This window comes from Ureibacillus thermosphaericus (genome assembly GCF_002370195.2).
GTDB classification, from domain to species: Bacteria; Bacillota; Bacilli; order Bacillales_A; family Planococcaceae; genus Ureibacillus; species Ureibacillus thermosphaericus.
This window is the reverse complement of record NZ_AP018335.1, coordinates 1772747-1792015: the sequence shown is the minus strand read 5'-3', so window position 1 is coordinate 1792015 and position 19269 is coordinate 1772747. Positions and strand designations below refer to the sequence as shown.

The 19269-nt window shown below is 36.4% G+C and carries 16 protein-coding genes and 1 pseudogene; 1 reads left to right on the top strand and 16 read right to left on the bottom strand.

Features of this window, described 5'->3' with window-relative positions; translation table 11 throughout:
* Positions 1–71: 71 nt before the first annotated feature.
* From UtA1_RS08600 to UtA1_RS08580, 5 genes are all read right to left on the bottom strand, one after another.
* Positions 72–836, bottom strand: coding sequence for a tyrosine-protein phosphatase (locus tag UtA1_RS08600; protein WP_096550711.1), 765 nt, complete (start codon positions 834–836; stop codon positions 72–74).
* A 168-nt stretch (positions 837–1004) separates the two neighbouring features.
* The gene (locus UtA1_RS08595; RefSeq protein WP_096550710.1) at positions 1005–1709 is read right to left on the bottom strand and encodes a CpsD/CapB family tyrosine-protein kinase; all 705 of its coding nucleotides are present in this window, start codon (positions 1707–1709) and stop codon (positions 1005–1007) included.
* Complete coding sequence (locus UtA1_RS08590; RefSeq protein ID WP_096550709.1) at positions 1702–2448, bottom strand: YveK family protein; 747 nt, start codon at positions 2446–2448, stop codon at positions 1702–1704. Before UtA1_RS08590 ends, UtA1_RS08595 begins: the two co-directional genes overlap by 8 nt.
* Positions 2449–2562: 114 nt before the next feature.
* Positions 2563–3252, bottom strand: coding sequence for a hypothetical protein (locus UtA1_RS08585; protein WP_096550708.1), 690 nt, complete (start codon positions 3250–3252; stop codon positions 2563–2565).
* A gap of 132 nt (positions 3253–3384) precedes the next feature.
* Positions 3385–5190, bottom strand: coding sequence for an S-layer homology domain-containing protein (locus UtA1_RS08580; RefSeq protein ID WP_096550707.1), 1806 nt, complete (start codon positions 5188–5190; stop codon positions 3385–3387).
* 227 nt (positions 5191–5417) lie between these two features.
* Between UtA1_RS08580 and UtA1_RS08575 the strand changes: the two are divergent.
* Positions 5418–6538 (top strand): annotated as a pseudogene (locus UtA1_RS08575) (IS4 family transposase).
* A gap of 486 nt (positions 6539–7024) precedes the next feature.
* Here UtA1_RS08575 and rny read toward each other — a convergent pair.
* The 11 genes from rny to yfmF all read right to left on the bottom strand — a co-directional run bounded on the left by rny (position 7025) and on the right by yfmF (position 19170).
* Positions 7025–8578 carry a ribonuclease Y gene (gene rny / locus UtA1_RS08570; protein ID WP_016836829.1) on the bottom strand — a complete coding sequence of 518 codons (1554 nt, stop codon included), beginning with the start codon at positions 8576–8578 and terminating at the stop codon, positions 7025–7027.
* A 395-nt stretch (positions 8579–8973) separates the two neighbouring features.
* A complete protein-coding gene (locus UtA1_RS08565) occupies positions 8974–10089 on the bottom strand; it encodes an IS4 family transposase (protein ID WP_096549683.1) in 1116 nt (371 codons plus the stop codon).
* A 426-nt stretch (positions 10090–10515) separates the two neighbouring features.
* Positions 10516–11577: a recombinase RecA gene (gene recA / locus UtA1_RS08560; RefSeq protein ID WP_016836828.1), complete on the bottom strand. Its 1062-nt coding sequence runs from the start codon at positions 11575–11577 to the stop codon at positions 10516–10518.
* A gap of 137 nt (positions 11578–11714) precedes the next feature.
* On the bottom strand, positions 11715–12968 hold the full coding sequence (locus UtA1_RS08555) for a competence/damage-inducible protein A (RefSeq protein ID WP_096550706.1): 1254 nt from the start codon (positions 12966–12968) through the stop codon (positions 11715–11717).
* Positions 12969–12981: 13 nt separating this feature from the next.
* Positions 12982–13560, bottom strand: coding sequence for a CDP-diacylglycerol--glycerol-3-phosphate 3-phosphatidyltransferase (gene pgsA, locus UtA1_RS08550; RefSeq protein ID WP_016836826.1), 579 nt, complete (start codon positions 13558–13560; stop codon positions 12982–12984).
* 51 nt (positions 13561–13611) lie between these two features.
* Positions 13612–14508 carry a helix-turn-helix domain-containing protein gene (locus UtA1_RS08545; protein WP_232019823.1) on the bottom strand — a complete coding sequence of 299 codons (897 nt, stop codon included), beginning with the start codon at positions 14506–14508 and terminating at the stop codon, positions 13612–13614.
* A gap of 18 nt (positions 14509–14526) precedes the next feature.
* Positions 14527–15306, bottom strand: a complete 780-nt coding sequence (locus UtA1_RS08540; protein ID WP_096550704.1) for a DUF3388 domain-containing protein — start codon at positions 15304–15306, stop codon at positions 14527–14529.
* Positions 15307–15588: 282 nt separating this feature from the next.
* Positions 15589–15846, bottom strand: a complete 258-nt coding sequence (locus UtA1_RS08535) for a DUF3243 domain-containing protein (RefSeq protein ID WP_096550703.1) — start codon at positions 15844–15846, stop codon at positions 15589–15591.
* A 44-nt stretch (positions 15847–15890) separates the two neighbouring features.
* Positions 15891–16619, bottom strand: a complete 729-nt coding sequence (ymfI, locus tag UtA1_RS08530; RefSeq protein ID WP_096550702.1) for an elongation factor P 5-aminopentanone reductase — start codon at positions 16617–16619, stop codon at positions 15891–15893.
* Positions 16616–17908, bottom strand: a complete 1293-nt coding sequence (gene yfmH, locus UtA1_RS08525) for an EF-P 5-aminopentanol modification-associated protein YfmH (RefSeq protein WP_096550701.1) — start codon at positions 17906–17908, stop codon at positions 16616–16618. Before yfmH ends, ymfI begins: the two co-directional genes overlap by 4 nt.
* Complete coding sequence (gene yfmF / locus UtA1_RS08520; protein ID WP_096550700.1) at positions 17908–19170, bottom strand: EF-P 5-aminopentanol modification-associated protein YfmF; 1263 nt, start codon at positions 19168–19170, stop codon at positions 17908–17910. The genes yfmH and yfmF overlap by 1 nt, the downstream gene beginning before the upstream one ends.
* Positions 19171–19269: the final 99 nt, after the last annotated feature.

Genomic DNA, 19269 nt, shown 5'->3' with positions numbered 1-19269 from the left:
AGGGTTATTGATTAATTAAGCTTTCAGATTCGATTATTGTATGGTGAACAGCTAAATTATTAATGGCATGGTTAAAAAATATTCCACCACTTACGTTTTTGTATTTCTTCCGGTTCATAAATGATAAACGGTTTATTTGCCAAAATACGGGCATTATTTTCAAGGAGAATGTCGATTGCATCAAGTTCTTTCTTTTTTTCCAAAAATGACAGCCCTTCATTAAATAGAAAAGGCCTTGTTGTTAAATGATGTACATCAGAACCGTATGTATGAACAAGATTCGCTCGTACTAGATCCAATGAAAGTTGTTGTACCGACCGTCCAAAATGCCCAGCCAAACTTCCGGCTGTCACCTGTGCAACAGCCCCTTCCCTAATTAAACGTTCAAGGCGAGCCGGCTTTTCTGCAATGGATTTATTCCGTTCTGGATGTGCAATGATTGGTGTAATATCATGGATCAACAGTTCACGGATAATATTGATCGTATATGGAGGAACAGTACTTGAAGGCAATTCAAGCAATAAATAGTTTGAATTTGCCAAGAGATGAGTTTGCTTTGTTAGGCAACGTTCCACAATCGTTTCTGAAATGCGTGCTTCATGCCCTATATGGATAGTAAGTGGTACTTGACGAATCTCTAATTCATTTTGCAGTTCCTGGACTTGTTCAATTACATCATTTGAAGAAACATCAAATTGCGGATGACTCGCATGGGATGTTGAAATAATATCTGTTATCCCTTCAGCCGCTGCAGTTTCCAGCATTGTAATCGATTCTTCAAATGTTTTCGGCCCATCATCCACACCGTATAAAATATGGCTATGTATATCAATCATCTTTCCACCTACTTAATAGTTTAAACATACTATCATTTGAAAATATCGAAAATATCACTTGCCTGCTTACATAGATCAATATGGCGATCTTTGATTTGTTATGCTGGTCGATTGTACATATCCCTATTTTAAAAGGTTAATAAAAAAGAGTAAAGGCGATTTTAGCCGTTACTCTGCTGTACCATAATAATAATAGTAATAATGACCTTTTTCTATAACTGCGTTATTGACTACTACCCCAATGATATTAGCTTTTGACAAATCCAACAATTCTTTTGCTTTTACGATGCTCGCTTTTTGTGTATCTCCGGAACTGACAACGAGTATTGTCGCATCGCATTTGTTCGATAGAATTTGTGCATCGGTCACCGATAATACCGGTGGTGCATCAATAATAATTAAGTCATATTCTTCTTGCAAAATATCTATTATTAATTCCATTTGTTTAGAAGCAAGCAATTCCGCAGGATTGGGAGGTATCGGACCACTTGGAATAACATAAAGATTTTCAACGTCAGTTTCCTGAATGGCTTCATTAAGTTGACATTGTTTTGTCAATATACTTGATAAACCAAATGCATTTTTAAGGACAAAAGTATAGTGGACGGTCGGTTTACGCATATCACCATCTATCAGCAATACTTTTTTGCCCTCCTGTGAAAAAACTGCCGCGATATTTGCTGAAACTGTTGATTTTCCCTCTCCCGCACCTGCAGATGTAATTACGATCGTTTTCAAGTCTTTATCCGGCATGGAAAATTTTATATTTGTCCGAATGGTACGAAACTGCTCAGAAATAAATGATTTCGGATCAGTTTCAACAATTAATTTCCTTGCCATTGATTTATTTTTTTTCTTTTTCTTTTTAAACATTTACTTTTTCTCTCCTAACTGTTTGTTTAGATTTCACAGTTGTAGGAACTTCACGGTTAGAATCCGGAATTTTACTTATAAAACCTATAATCGGTAAATTCAACAGTTCTTCAACATCTTTTTCTGTTTTAATCGTTGTATCCAAATATTCAAGTAAGAAGGCCAGTCCAACGCCTATCATCAAACCAATTACCAAAGCAATCGCCATATTCAACATTTTATTCGGCTTAACAGGAGAAGGATTCTCAGGCAACTCTGCCGGCGATAATATATTTACGTTATCAACGTTCATTAATTGTTTAATTTCCTCTTCAAACACTTTAGCAACAGTGTTTGCAATATCAACAGCAAGATATGCTTGTTCATCCTGTACGCTAATATTGACAACTTGGGAATTATTTGCATTGGATACAGTAATTTGATTTGAAAGTACCACAGGTGTTGTATTTAAGTCCAGGATCTCAATCACTTTATTTAAAATTACAGGGCTTTTAATAATGACATTATATGTATTGATTAGTTGTAAATTTGCTTGAATGTCTTGGCTTTGAATTTGGTTTTGATGTTCATTTGGTTTTTGGTTGACTAATATTTGTGTCGATGCCTGATAAATTGGTGTTAATATATAGAAACTGATAATTGCAGCCGTTAATGTTGCAACAATAGCGATACTGAGTATTAACACTATTCTTTTTCTTAATACTTTGAATATATCATATAAACTAATCGTCTCTTCCACAGTTGTTCAACCCCCCTTGTTATTATAACGAAAATATTTCCATATGAGTGTGTTTTCTAATATTTTTAACTATTTATTTAAGATACTTATTCACGTTATTGTAGAATTATCTGGTTATAAGAACTCTTTTGCCTTTTTTAACAAACTATTGCGCCGTTCTTCTTTAGCCGCTTCGTATTCATCCCGAATGCTTTGTGCATGGGCTTTGTCAAAGCCATTTGCTTCTAGTTCATTTTCAATTATGGTGATTAGACTATTAAAAGCAGCGTCCGTATTAACTTCCAATGCTTTTGCAGCACTCACATATTTGTTGTAAAAATATCCAACGTCAATTTTTTCACCGTTTGCTTTCTTTGTTGAATATTCATTGATTGCTCGGCCAATGAGTGCATTGATATTATTGTTAGCTTGCGCTTCCAATTCTCTCAACGTTGGCATATATTTTGCTTTGATTGATGAAACGGTAGGTTTATCATTTTGAACAGTACCTTCTCTTGGGCTATTAGAGTCATTTATAGAAGGGGTTGATCCATTCGCTCCTGTGCTCGTATTTTCATCAACACCATTTGCATCGCTTTGTTCGTATGGCGAATTTTTGACTTCTTCAATGATATTCCCGTCTTTATCTACTACCACTTGTGTTCCATCCGGCAATTTTAAAATATATGTTTCTCCAATAATCTCTTCAATTTCCGGATCAGCTACGTCATATTCTTTAAACTTAAATATGTATAATCCATAGCCTCCGATACTAACGACTAACAGCACAATGACAAGTAAAAGGTACTTCCATATCCTTTTCATAAAAAACTCCTTTTCCCATCAACATTCCGCAAATAAATAGAAATTTTCATCGAATCAAATTCCCCAGAACACCCTTGTTCTGGGGAATTTGATACATAATAGTCTATCATGAAAATTAAGAGATTTATATAATTATTGTTCTAATTTTAAATCTACTTTATAGATTAGTTCAGAACCATCATCAAATGTAATTTTGATTTCAGACTTAGATTTTTTTCCTTCTTCAAAATATCTTCCAACTGTGTAATACTTTGCTTCATCATGAGTTAAATCTGTTAAATCAATTAATAGATTTGCAACATATGAAGTATTTAAAACTGAACTTAATTCATCAATATAATTATCTTTTGTAATTGCATTTTTATTTATTTTTTTCTCATCAATATAAATGTCTTTAATGTTATCGGCTTTAGACTGTAATTCAGAAAGAGCTTTTATTGCACTAATTACATCCTCTTTTAGTAAAGAACGATTTTCTATACTATTTTTAATGTCCGCAAGTTTTGTATCTCCATTTTTAAAGACAAACTCATATGGTTTACCTTCTGAAATTACTTTACCCTTTGAATCTTTTACTTTTGGTTCTCCTAATGTGAATTCACCATATTCTTCATAATATTTATTCGCAACTTTTTCTAGTTCTTTAATAAGAGTTGTAGCAGCAGCTTTTGAATCTTCTGCAAGATTAGTAGGTGTTGGAGTAGGTTTACTACTTCCGCCTCCTCCACCGCCGGTAGATTTGGATACAGTTTTACCTGTTGTATCTACAATTTCTTTGATTGAATTTTTCACTTCATTGTAGTTTGCAATGACATCACTAGGTTTTTTGCCTTCAGGAACTACCAATTTTTCAATTGTTGCAGTAGGGTCTAAAGTGATTTTTGTTCCTTCAGCTACTTTCAATTCTTTTACTTCAACAGATTTTAACGTTACTTGAAGATTTTTTTCAATAACTAATTGATCTGCTTTTAATCCAGAAATTTCAACATTATTTGCATTGATTGTTACGGATGGAATTGGGTATCCATCTGCATCAAATGAAGTATTTGAAGATACTAATGTTAAACCATTAATACCTACGATGTATGCTGTTTTTTCAGCTGCAAAATTGTTTAAAGAAGCAACTTTTGCAGTTTGTACGTATTCAACAACGATTTCAACTTTTGCATCTTTTAAAGCTGCTGCATTTTTTGCATTAAATACTTTTTTCAGCTCTTCACTAATCTCAAATGTACCATTTGCAGTAACGACTTTGCCGTCTTTAATTTCAGCAACTGTACTTTCGATGTTTACTTTTTCCTCACCAGGTGTTGCAGATTTAGCTTCCTCTGCACGAACTACAAATGAAGCTAACTGGCCGCGAGTTACCGGAGATAAAGGAGCAAACGTTGTTGGAGTTGTACCAGTTGTTACTTTATTTTCATAAAGCGCTGCAATATATTCTTTATATTCAGAATTGACAGTATCTGTGAATGGAGCAGCACCATTTTCTGCTTTTAATTCAAAAGCTCTTGCAATAATTTTCGCCATTTGTCCACGTGTTAACGTTCCATCCGGCTTAAATGTGCCGTCCGGGAAACCATTAATGATTCCTGCATTTGCTAAAGCGGCGATTTCCTTATAATATGGATAATTTGTTGGAATATCTTTAAAGCCTGGGTTTGTTACATTTTGCGTATCTAACCCTAGAGCTTTAGCAATAATTTTTGCTGCATGTGCACGGCTAATTGAATTATTTGGCTTGAAAGTACCATCCGGATAACCTGAAATTACACCGCGTTCCACCAATTTCATTACATTCGTATAATGAGGGCTGTCCGGAGTTAAATCTGAAAACGATTTTGCTGCTTCTGCATCAGCTGGAGCTATAGCGACTACTGCAGCTGTAGCGACTGTTGCAGCTAGAGCCATATGATAGATTTTGCTATTTTTATACATCCACTTTTTCCTCCTACTTACATATTTATGAAATCATATTGTAATTATATCATTATAATAGGATATTTAGTAGTCTTTTTTTATTATTTTTATCACTAGTGTCGCATTAAAAATATCAATAGACATAATAAATCTGAATTTTCTGTAACTATATTTTTCCATAAAAAAGACCTTTATAATGGTTTGGTGGTAGTAAACCATCCAAATCCAATACAAAGGACAAAACCATGGATAAGTTTACACGAAAAACATCATTTGAACAATGGTTTTCACCGATTAATCGTCCATTATTTGACGACCTAGTGAAAACACATCAATTAAATCACTATACCAAGAAGCTTTATATGGCTTCATTTATGAAACTGCTTTTGTATGCCCAACTCCATGAAACCGAGAGTTTACGGGCGTTGAGTGACGCTGTCTTTTTAGAAGAATTACAACGAGCAACGGGATTGGAATCGATCAGTTTTTCACAGTTAGGGAGACGAATCAATACCATCCCAACTGAGTTCTTTCAAACGATTTTTCTCGATTTAGTGGCACAAATTCATCGGAAAACCAATTTCCAAACAAGAAGAAAAGTGACAACGCCTTTGAAAATCATTGATTCGAGTACATTACCGCTTAATTTGACCAATCATAAGTGGGCAGAGTTTCGAAAAACAAAATCAGGAGTAAAGCTTCACTTACGACTTGTTTTTATGGAAAAAGGACTCTCCTATCCAGATAAAGCCGTACTCACGCCAACGAACATGATCGTGGTCAACTAGAAGTATTCGTGGATGACAAAGAATGCATGTACGTGTTTGATCGTGGTTACTTGGATTATGGGCGCTTTGATCAAATGACGGAAGATGGCTATTTCTTTGTGACCCGTTTGCGTAAAAACGCTGTTGTCCGAGTGTTAGAATCCTTTTCGTTACCAGAAGATTCACCCGTATTCTCTGATGAAATGGTTGTCATTGGAACACCACAAAATCGTTCTGAAAACGTGTTTCGCTTACTCAAATTGCATGATACAAAAGGAAATGAGCTTCATTTACTGACAAATCGGTTTGACATTGACGCAGATGAAATTGCAGAAATCTACCAATCACGTTGGGCAATCGAACTTTTTTTCAAATGGATGAAACAACATCTGAACATTAAAAAGTTTTTTGGTCACAGTGAACAAGCTGTACATCATCAAGTGTACGTAGCCATGATAGTGTACTGTCTGAATGTTTTAGCTCAGCTGAACACGAATAGCGAACGCAGTTACTTACAAATTAGTCGCTATTTGAAGGCTTCTTTGTGGAAATCCGCTCACATTTGGTTACGAAAAATCGAAGGAAACGGCGTCCCATAAAGGTTTGCCAGTCGTTGTTGCACAAGTCATAGGTTATAGTAAAAAAATGGATGTCTACTACCCTCGCTTAGGTGTTTTCGTTTTTTCTCTAAAGTCCAGAAAAAATAAAACTGAAAATTTAGACATTATTTATGCGACGGTAGTGAATTTTATTATCAAAATTCTAGTTTAATAGATTTATGCAAATAATTGAGGCTGGGACATAACTAATAAAGCGAACTAGCTACAAAAAGATTTTTTGTAAAAAATTGATTGGAGTGACGGGGCGAGTGCTCCTGTCGCGCACGCTTAGTCGCAAAGCAAAGCTTTCCTGCGACGGGCCCTCTCGAGACCCCGCAGGAGCGAAGGATTGAGCTTCGAGGAGGCTCGAGCCGGTCCCGCGGAAAGCGTCCTCGGAACGGAAATCAATTTTCTTCAATTATCAAAAAACACCATTTTCTCCCGTGAGAAAATGGTGTTTTTTATCTTTTGTCCCAGCCTCTTTGTTTATTTCGCATATTCAACTGCACGAGTTTCACGGATGACTGTCACTTTGATGTGACCAGGATAATTGAGTTCTTCCTCAATTTGTTTTCGAATATCCCGCGCAAGTCGATGTGCTTGTAAGTCATCAATTTTTTCAGGTTGCACAATGATTCGGATTTCACGGCCTGCTTGGATTGCGTAGGATTTTTCTACCCCTTCATAGGATTCTGAAATTTCCTCCAATTTTTCCAATCGGCGGATGTAGTTTTCGAGTGTTTCACTACGAGCACCAGGACGGGCAGCTGAAAGAGCATCTGCTGCAGCTACAATCACTGCAATAACGCTTGTAGGTTCCACATCGCCATGGTGAGAAGCTATACTGTTGATGACAACAGGGTGTTCCTTATACTTCGTAGCAAGTTCAACACCGATTTCCACGTGGCTTCCTTCTACTTCATGGTCAATTGCTTTACCAATATCATGAAGTAATCCTGCCCGTTTCGCGAGCGCTACGTCTTCACCTAATTCAGCAGCCATGAGTCCTGCCAAATGGGCAACCTCAATGGAATGTTTCAATACATTTTGGCCATAGCTTGTCCGATATTTCATGCGGCCTAAAATTTTAATTAAGTCTGGATGTAAATTATGAACGCCGACTTCAAACGTAGTATGTTCTCCCGTTTCACGAATATGTTCGTCCATTTCTCGGCGTGATTTTTCAACCATTTCTTCAATTCGAGCTGGATGAATTCGTCCATCTTGCACGAGTTTCTCTAATGCAAGACGAGCAGTTTCACGACGGATTGGGTCAAAACCAGATAAAATAACCGCTTCTGGAGTATCATCAATAATTAAATCGATACCAGTAAGCGTTTCAAGGGTACGAATATTACGTCCTTCACGACCGATAATTCGGCCTTTCATTTCGTCATTCGGCAAGTTTACAACCGACACTGTTGTTTCTGCCACATGGTCAGCAGCATATCGTTGCAGAGCCAACGATAAAATTTCTTTTGCTTTTTTGTCAGACTCTTCTTTAGCACGCGTTTCAGCTTCTTTAATCATCATAGCGATATCCGTTGAAAGTTCTTGTTCAACTTGTTTTAAAATGATATCTCTCGCTTCTTCTTTCGTTAAAGAAGCAATGCGTTCTAATTCTGACTGTTGTTGTTCTACTAGCTCTTCCACTTTACTTTCCATCTGTTCAATATGCTGTTGTCTTTCGGCTAGAGCCTCTTCTTTTCTCTCTAGACTTGCTTCTCTCTTATTTAGAGCATCATCCTTACGATCGAGATTTTCTTCTTTTTGCAATAACCGGTTTTCTTGTCTCTGAAGCTCAGCGCGTCGTTCGCGGATTTCTTTCTCAGCCTCAGTTCGAAGTTTGTGAGTTTCATCTTTCGCTTCCAATAGTGCTTCTTTCTTTAGCGCTTCCGCTTCTCGCTTAGCTTCATCTATGATGAGCAAGCTCTGTTGTTTCGCACCATTCACTTTCGATTCATTCACTTTTTTCATATAGAAATAGATAACAGCGGCACCGACGATGAGTCCAAGCAAAGCGGAGATCATGTATTCCATACGAACACCTCCTCTTGCTATAATCACATGCATTTTCAGTCGGCTCATATATTGACAATTTTTCTCAACATACTGCCTATTTCATTTTATCATTAAAAAAAATTATACAGTCTAATTGTATAGTTCACAATTGGCTCTGTCAAGGATTGCCACCACTAATGACGGCTGATTTTGATTCTCAATACTTCGTTATTTGATGATAATTTTAAGGAAATTTTTCTGTTTTTTTGATATAAATTCGTGGAAAATCATTAGCATTGCATAAATATAGTTAGAATTTTCTGTTAATTAATTTTTGTGAATTTGTGCCAAAAAGACAAAACCTAAAGAAAGGTGGCACTGCCCATTTGGTAAATATATACAGTTAAACCAGAGCGACAACGACAAAAGGGAGATTATGGACTGGCTCGCCCATCAAATTTTCGCAACCAAACATAAGCTGGTTTCCACAGAGCTCTCTTTAACCAACGAGTAATTCGAAGTAGAGATTTCTTACTTTTCATCTCCAATTGAATGAGAACATGTAAGCAATACGTGATAAGGGCTAAGAAAATTTGATTTTGAATAGCTGTTTCACTCATTCCATAAAAGTGCTTAATTTCTACGTGTTGCTTGAGCCATTTGAAAAAGAGTTCAATAGCCCAGCGAGATCGGTAAATATCACTTATCTCTTCTGGTTTTAAATCAAATCGGTTGGTGATGAAACGAAGTAAGTTCCCTTTTGTGTCCATAACTTCTAGTAGACGAAAGACATTTTCAGTACGATTTTGTGTGGTACCAATGTAGACCATTTTATCGGATAGAACGTGACAATCATCAGGAAGTGAAAATGTATAGACTTCACGAATGACTGCGTTTTTCTTCAGTCTTGAAACGAAGAAATAGCCATCATCTGTCATCCGATCAAAACGTTCATAGTCCACATAACCGCGGTCAAACACATACATGGCTTCTTTATCATCCACTAGGACTTCGAGTTGATTTCGGTCATGTTCTTTTGCTGTCGTAATCACTGCTTTTTCAGGATAGACGGTGTCTTTATCCATGAAAACGAGCCGTAAGTGTAGCTTTACACCAGCTTTTGTTTTACGGAATTTTGCCCATTTATAATTGGTCAAATTCAACGGGAGTGTACTTGAATCAATGATTTTCAGTGGCATATTCTTTCCGGTTTTATAATGGTACCGTTGAATTTTCCAAACAAGATCCAAGAACAAATTTGCAAGAATTAGTGGGTTGATCTGATTGTTTTTTCGGGATAGCTGAGAGGCACTTATCGATTCAAATCCGAGTGCTTTTTGAAGATCTTCGTCTACAAGTGCATCACTCATTTCCTCTAAGCTCTTAAATTCGAGCAGCTGGGCTACCAATAAAAGTTTAATATAGGCTTCTGTTGTCAGCTTTTTTGTGTAATAGTCCTGTTTCAATTCTTTGACTTGTTCGCTAAGTTTTTGAATATTTATGGGTGAAACCCATTTACCAAATGATGAAATTAGTGTATTCTTGTCCATAACGTTTATCCTTTACGATTGGATTTGGACAGGAACCACCTGTACTTCCATTGTAAAGGATTTTTTTGTTTCGAAATCAATAAAAAATTGAACATTCTTAGTATTTTGAATCATCAGATTTAATTAGTGCAATGCTAGTGGTGGAAAATATATTAATTATAGGAAATATTAAGTTTCTATTTTCAAAAAATATTTCCTTCACTTATTTTCCCAATTTTCATTTGATTTTATTCATCTATAAATGAAATTTTGTATTTTCAAAGATGCAAATATAACCAAAACTCCACCAAGAATAATTACTGCTCTTTCTAGAGAAAGAAAAAGAGCAAAAGAGAATCAAAAAATTCTCATTCGCTCTTTTAATGAAGTCTTTGGGCAAACCTTCTATTTACTTTTTTATAATGCTATTTAGAACATCACCGTTTATTATTCTTCATCAAATAACGGTAATTCTTCTGCGAGCTCTTCGTCATCGTCATGAGCTGCAATCATGTAGGAATTCGATGTCATGCCAAAGGATTCACGAATTTTTTGTGCAATTTCATCGCGAATTTCTGGATTTGCTTTCAAGAATTGTTTCACGTTTTCTCGACCTTGTCCAATTCTCTCATCGTTGTATGAATACCAGGAACCGCTCTTCTGAATAATGTCTAGCTCTGCACCAATATCGACAATTTCGCCTTCTTTCGAAATTCCTTCACCGAACATAATATCCACTTCTGCAGTGCGGAATGGTGGAGCTACTTTATTTTTCACTACTTTAATTTTTGTTTTACTTCCTACCATTTCGCTACCTTGTTTAATTGTTTCCGCACGGCGAACTTCTAAACGGATGGAAGAATAGAATTTTAAAGCACGGCCACCAGGTGTCGTTTCTGGATTGCCAAACATGACGCCGATTTTATCACGAACTTGGTTAATGAAAATGCAGATTGTATTTGATTTATTGATGACCCCAGATAATTTTCGTAAAGCTTGAGACATTAGGCGAGCTTGTAACCCCATGTGTGAGTCGCCCATTTCTCCTTCAATCTCCGCTTTTGGCACTAATGCCGCTACAGAGTCGATGACAATAATATCAATTGCACCGCTTCGCACTAATGCCTCAGCAATTTCCAACGCTTGCTCTCCAGTATCAGGTTGGGAAAGAATTAATTCATCGATATTAACGCCTAATTTTTGAGCGTAAATTGGGTCTAATGCGTGTTCTGCATCAATAAATGCCGCTTGTCCACCTTGTGCCTGAACTTCCGCAATTGCATGTAATGCCACTGTAGTTTTACCGGATGACTCTGGACCATAAATTTCAATAATACGTCCTCTCGGATATCCCCCTACACCAAGGGCTGCATCAAGAGCTAGTGAACCACTTGGCACAGTCGAAATTTGCAAATCCGTTTTTTCACCGAGTTTCATAATGGAGCCTTTACCGAATTGCTTTTCAATTTGTTTTAACGCCATATCTAAGGCGGCTTTACGATCACTCAAAATGTTTCCTCCTTAAAAAGCGAATCTGTATTGTTCTGTTTCTACTATACTTCTTTTTTGAGAAATAATCAATAAAAAACCGAACGTATTTTCGCAAAAATAAAATTTGAGCCATTTTTTTGGCTCAAATTTTATTTTTAGACCTTTTGATATCTTTTTTCCTCAAGCAATCGGATTAAATAACTCAACGTATATTTGACGGTACGTAAACGGTTGGTATTTCGAAGTCCAGACAATTGAAGTTTCCTCGTCACTACATCCTCGCCAATCGCGATGCCAATCCAAATTGTTCCTGCCGGCTCTCCGTCATGTGGTTCTGGGCCAGCAGCTCCTGTCAAACCAATGCCAATGTCCGTACCAAACTTTTCACGAACATTTCTTGCCATACTCGCAGCACACTCGCTACTCACGATACCATATTGATTGAGCAATTCTTTTGGAATTCCCAGCTGTTGGATTTTTGCCTCTTCTGTATAAGTCACCATTCCACCAACAAGCGTGCCGCTAACGCCAGGGATTTCCGCTAGTTCTGATTGAAATAATCCCGCTGTTAAACTTTCAGCAGCTGAAATCGTTAACTTATTTTGAAGGAGCATTTCAACCGCTTTTGATGCGAGCGTATCATCGTCAACACCATAGTTATATTTGCCAACAATCGATAAAATTTCCCTTTTCTTTTCATTTATTAATTCCCAAGCTTCTGCTTTCGAATCCGCTTTCGCTGTAATGCGCAACGTCACTTCACCATCAGAAGCCAGCGGGGCAATCGTTGGATTTGATTGGGCATCTAAAATATGTTGAATCTTCGTTTCCAATTCTGCTTCTCCTATGCCATAAAAGCGAAGAACGTGAGATAGAATAATTCCTCCTTTGCTGATAAGAGAAGCTAACTTTGGTTTGGCTTCAAATTGAAACATCGGCTCTAATTCTTTTGGCGGACCTGGCAATAATATGTATGTCCGTCCTCCCTTTTGAAGCAGCATGCCTGGAGCTAGACCGTGATGATTGACTAATACCTCACTACCCTGTAGAACTAGAGCTTGTTTTCGATTATTTTCTGTAAGCGGTCTACCTTGGTTAGTGAAAAATTTTTCAATTGCTTCTAGTGCTTTTTCATCGAAAACGAGAGGCACATTTAAATGCTCTGCAATCGTTTCTTTTGTTAAATCGTCCTTCGTTGGTCCTAATCCGCCGGAAAAAATAATTAAATCTGCACGGGATTCAGCAATTTCAATCGCTTTTTTGAGCCTACCTCCGTTGTCGCCAATCACCGAATGATAATATACGTTAATACCAAGCTCTGATAATTGGCTGGAAATAAATTTTGCATTCGTATTGGCAATTTGACCTAAAAGCAACTCAGAGCCAACTGCAATAATTTCGGCATTCATCTTTTCCCCTCACTTATTTGGAATTAACAAAAACTTGTCGGTTTAAATAAAAATAATCCCAACCAGACCAAATTGTAAAGAATAATGCAACGTAAAGCATCAACTTATCAAATGGTATGCCGAACATAATAAAAATAGTATTGTGCAATAACAGTGCAGTAATGGCAACAATTTGCGTCCATGTTTTTATTTTTCCTAAGTTGCTGGCAGCAACAATTTTTCCTTCACCGGCCAAAATGGAACGCAAACCAGTAACAGCAAATTCACGGCTTAATATGATGATAATGACCCACGCAGGAGCAAGCCCTAATTCCACTAACAGTAAAAATGCAGAAGTGACTAATAATTTATCAGCAAGGGGATCTAAAAATTTTCCTAAGTTTGTTACAAGATTATATTTGCGGGCAAAATACCCATCGATCCAGTCAGTACACGATGCAACAATAAATATCAATGCACCTACAAAATGATGGACAGGCATTTCAGCGCCGAACAATTCCATTGTTCCCCAATTAAAATCATACATCATCACAATGACAAAAATAGGAATTAGTAAAATGCGGGAAACAGTAATTTTATTCGGTAAATTCATTATCTACTACAACCTTTCATGCGAAAGAAAATAGTCATCTATAATAGATGACTACTGTTCCTCGCTAAATTTAATAATAATATTTTGAGCGCTCAAGTGTTGAACGTATTGAATTTCTTCATCGTTCACAAACACTTTTGCATTTTCAGAGAAACCAAGTCTTATGCGGGCATATCCGTTCGCAGATGAATCGTGTTCTACTACTTCTCCTTGTTTATAGACACGATCATCCACTTGTTCATTACCATTTGCATCGCGAATGCTTACCCAAGTATCACCAGAAACTTCAACCCGGATTTGCATTTTGTCTGTTCCTGATAATTCGTAAACAGTCGAAACCCCATCCGGTTGCACTTGTCCCTCTGAAATGACTTGCGTTTGTTGTTCATCATCTTCTTGCTCATCTACAATTGGTTGATCATTAGGCTCTTCCTCATTTCCAGCCTTATTTTCGTCCTTTGCTGGAGGATTATCAACATTTGTTTGCTCATATTCAATTGGCTCAGTATTATTTTCTGTTACTTGTTCTTCTGGAGCTGATGGCCTTTGAGAGAAAAAGAACCAAAGGACAGCAATGATGATGATAATAAATAAGGCAACAACATATTTAGGCAAAGATTCCATTAATTTATTTGTGGATGTTGTTTTTAATTTTTTACGAGTTGGACTTTGGGAGAATGATTGTGCTACTTCCTCCGTTTGATGACTAGGAATTTCGTTTTTAAATTCCTCAAAAATTTCATCCGGATCGAGTCCAACTGCTTCAGCATATTGCTTGATAAATGCTCGTACGTAAAAGGTACCCGGCATAATAGAATAATTTCCTTCTTCAATGCCGACTAAATACCTTTTTTGTATTTTCGTAATCTCTTGTAAATCATCTAAACTATATCCTTTAGACAATCTCGCTTCTTTTAGGCGAGTACCGAGCTCTGTCAACCATAACACCTACTTTATTTAATATTATTAAAATGAGAAAAAGTCCCCATTGGCAAAAGTGTCATTCTTCCCAATGGCATCATAAACGATTTCTTCATCTGGATGATGGCGCAATTCGATAATATAATCAAAATCTTCAATGTTATATTCGGAGTGTTTTACAAAAATATCTGGATGTTCTATTACTTTTACACTAGGCATTTTCATTACTTCACGCACAAGTTGCAAATGCCTTTCATCTGTCGTCATTCTAGAAACGACTCCGTCGAGAATAAAAATATTATTTGTATTAAATTCATCTCCCATTAATTGTTTTCGAATCGTTTGTTTAATCATAGTAGAGGATAAAAATATCCATTTTTTATTAGCACAGACACTCGCTGCAACAATTGATTCTGTCTTGCCTACTCGAGGCATTCCACGAATTCCGATTAACTTATGTCCCTCGGTTTTAAATAATTCAGCCATGAAGTCAACTAAAATTCCTAGTTCATCTCGAACAAAACGAAAAGTATTTTTTTCATCTGCGTCTCTTTCAATATATTGACCATGTCGAACAGCTAAACGATCTCGAACTTTTGGCTCACGCAATTTTGTGACGCGGATATCATCAATTGTGTTGACAATCGATTGAAAACGTCTAATGGATTCCTCATTTTCGGATTTTAACAACAAACCTCGACGGCCTTCGTCTACACCATTAATCGTTACAATGTTCACTTTAAGCATACCAAGTAGAGAGGCAATATCACCTAACAATCCTGGACGATTTACTTGAATTTCATATTCAAAATACCATTCACCCATTTACAACCGTCCCCTTATTTTTAACGAAAATAATGACCTACAAGTTTCATCATATCTGATTTTATATGTATTGAAAAGTTAGAATGCGACAAAATTATGCTAAATTGGACAAAATTATTCATCTTTTTACGACTCATTCATATTTGATGAATTGGAATGAAGAAAAAGGAGGAAATTTCCCCCTTTTTCCTTTTAAATACACATACGGAAAGGAAACTAAATACTATTCAAGATGATATGAATAGTTTAGTTAAAAAGTAACAACCAAAAAAGTTTCCATCATTAGTTAATGTTGTTGTTTTGGACTAATTTCATAACACAGCTTGCTAGTGCATGTTTTTCTTTTTCACTAGCTACTGACCATAAATCGGCGAGCACTCTCTCTTGTTCATTTTTTGGGTCAACATTTTTCGCTAAATATTCGCCGATTTGGACCGCTGTTTTTTCGATTGTGTTATCAGACAAGCCCATATTTTTTGCATTTTCTACTTGTTGTCCAAGAAATGATTTCCATCGTTCCCAGTTTTGTAATATTTCCATATTATCTCCTCCTTTTCATCATTAGTATGGACAAGCAACGTTCATTATATGTACCAACCACCATTTAAACGTATAATTTGGCCTGTGACATAATCTGCCTGTCCACTAATGTAAAAGGAGACCATATTCGCAACTTCCTCAGGTTCCCCCATGCGATGAAGTGGAATCTCATTATAAATTTCCTGTTTTTCTTCTTCCGACAAATGGTCATTCATTTCCGTATTGATGATACCAGGTGCAATCGCATTTACTAAAATCCCTTGATAGGCTGCTTCTTTTGCATATGCTTTCACGAAAGCATGTTGGGCACCTTTTACTGTAGCATACACAGTTTCATAAGCAGCTCCAGCTTCTCCCCAAATAGAACTGATAAACATAATATAACTAATATCATGTTGACGCAATTTTTTTGATAAAAGTGCAACAAGCCGAATGGGGTTTTGTACATGCTCTTTCCATAGTTGATCAATAACGCTTGATGGGGTATCTTCAAGTAGACCATAATATGCGGTACCACCGGCAAAAATGACCGCTTGAATAGAATAAATTTGATTGACCAATTGTTCTGCCCCACCATCAACGGAGAAATCCGCTTGTACCGGGATGAATTCCAAGTGAGGATAAGCAGTATTCAAATCATCTACTAAATGCTCCACTTTTTCACGATTTTTAAAATAATGCAAATAAAGCGACCAGCCATCTTTAGCTAGACGCTTTACAATCGCACTACCGATTGCACCGGAAGCTCCAATCACAAGTGCAAATTTTTTCATTGCGGGCTCCTTGTCGGTAAAATTTTGAATGTCGTTTGTTGAGATTCGCCTTGAATGGATTGAAAAGCTTCTTTCACATCTTCCAATGTGATTTTTTCAATTACAGGAACTGCATCAAACAAATTCATATCATTAAATTTATATCTTGTAAATTGGTTTGCAATATATTCTAATGAATTTAACGCTCTTAAGAAGAAGCCGATTTTTTTTCGTTTTATACGTTCAATCGCCTCTTCATTGAAAATTTTGTTTGCATGATTAACGGTATGCAATATTTTTTCGACGAGTGCATCAGGATCCGGTGAATCTGAGCCGACTAAAGCGAATCCAAATCCCTTCTCTAAAGTAAAATCGTAAGCAAAGGACTCATCAATTAATCCGTTTTCGTAAACATCTGTATAAAATTCGGATGCGCGGCCAAATAAACATTCTAAACCAATTTGTACAGCGAGTTCATGTTTGAGCATTTCTTCCCCACTCAAATTTGTCTCCTTCGCTTTCAGTCCGACATACACTTTCGGCTGTTGAACATCCATTTTGATTTCTCGCTCTTTTACTGCAACATCAAGTGGTTCTTCTTCAAAATAGCGATCAATTTCAGGTGCTTCTTTAAAGGACTTTTTATTTTGGTTTTCTTCAATAAAATTCATCATTTCTTTTGGATCCACATTTCCAACAATAAATAACAACATGTTGGAAGGATGATAAAACGTATTATAGCAAGTATATAAATGTTCAGCTGTAATTTGATCAATGGATTCAATCGTTCCAGCGATATCAATTTTTACAGGATGATTGTGATACATATTTTCAATTGTCCCAAAATACAGTCGCCAATCCGGCTGGTCATCATACATTGTGATTTCTTGCCCGATAATTCCTTTTTCTTTTTCTACCGTTTTTTCAGTAAAATACGGTTGTTGCACGAAGTCTAACAATGTTTCCGTATTTTCGAAAATATTATCCGTTGCAGAAAATAAATAAGCTGTTCTTGTAAAAGAAGTAAATGCGTTTGCAGACGCTCCTCTTTCACTGAACTTTTGGAATACATCGCCTTCTTCTTTTTCAAACATTTTATGTTCAAGGAAATGGGCGATGCCATCTGGAACTGTGATACGCTCCGATTCTCCGATTGGCGTAAAGGTACGATCAATGGATCCATATTTTGTAGTAAAAGTTACGAAAGTTTTAGAGAATCCCTTTTTTGGCAATATATATACATCAAGTCCATTGGATAATTTTTTATAATATAACGTTTCATCTAATTGTTGAAATTCAATCGTTTCCATTATTTCGCCTCCTTTCCGCATAAGAAATATGTTGCTTCATGTTGAATTAGAGATGCCATTTGTTTTAAATCAACTTTTGTCACTTTATTCCAACGTTCCTTCCACAATTCTACAGAAAATTCTTCATCTAAATCTTTATATTGATCAAATATGTCAATTTGACCACGAGCTAAATCCAACGCTTCTCTCAATTGATTTGTCAACATCGCCCGCGTTTGATTCAATTCTAAATCGGAAATATTTCCTTTTTTCATGTCTTCTAACTGTTCAAAAATAATATCAATTGCCTTTTTCTCGTTGCTTGGTTCAATTCCTGAAACAACGAAAAGTAGACCGTAATGAGGCGAATAGGAACTGGAAGCGTAATATGCTAAACTTTCACGCTCACGGACATTCATAAATAGTTTCGAGTGGGCATATCCGCCAAATACGCCGTTGAAAATTTGCATTTTAGGAAAATCTGGATCGCCAAATTTCACCGGTGTGCTAAAGCCAATATGCAGCTTACCTTGCTTCATATCTTGAAACTCTTTTACATAATCTTTCTCAGGCTTTGATTCCTCATTGTAATTTAGTTGTTGAGGAGTTCGATCTTTAAACTGGAAAGCTTTTTTCATTTTTTCTTGAATTTCTTCCGTGTCGATATCTCCTGCTACGTATATGTCAATTTTGTCGTTATGAATCATGGAATAATAAGCCTCTGTCAGCGACTCCGGAGTTACTTCCTTTACCGCTTCAATTGAGCCGCTTGCTGGAATAGATGCAGGATGATTCGGACGTAAAATTTGTGTTAACCGTTGTTGAGCATAGCGAGTTTTATCGTCAAAAATTGATTCAATTCGTTGGATAACAATTTGTTTCTCCCGTTCGACGATTGATGGAACAAATTGTCCGTTTTCCATATTTGGATGGAAAATAACTGTTTGTAATAAGCCAATCACATCATTTAAAACAGGATGATTCGATAAATATTGATCATTTACCGTTTCTACGTTCAACACTACAGTATGTTCCACACCGCGTTTCGATACGTCGAAATAAAGCATCGTACCATATAAATCATCTAAATAACTGCGAAACTCTGCTGATTTTTTAAACCGCTCATTGCTATGTTGTAATACGTTTGAAAGAACAGCTCGCTCCGCTGCCACTTTTGTCGTTAAAGGTGTCCTAAACTTAAAAGAGAAATTCACCGTCTTAAATTGTGTCGTTTTTCTTATATGTAGCGAAACGCCCTCCGCTAATTTCGTCGTTTGAAACAAAAAAATTCCTCCTGACTTCCCATATATTGTGTATATGCCTCATAAACATAATTTTCTCAAGAGGCTCGTTTATTATTCAGAAATATACCCAATTAACTG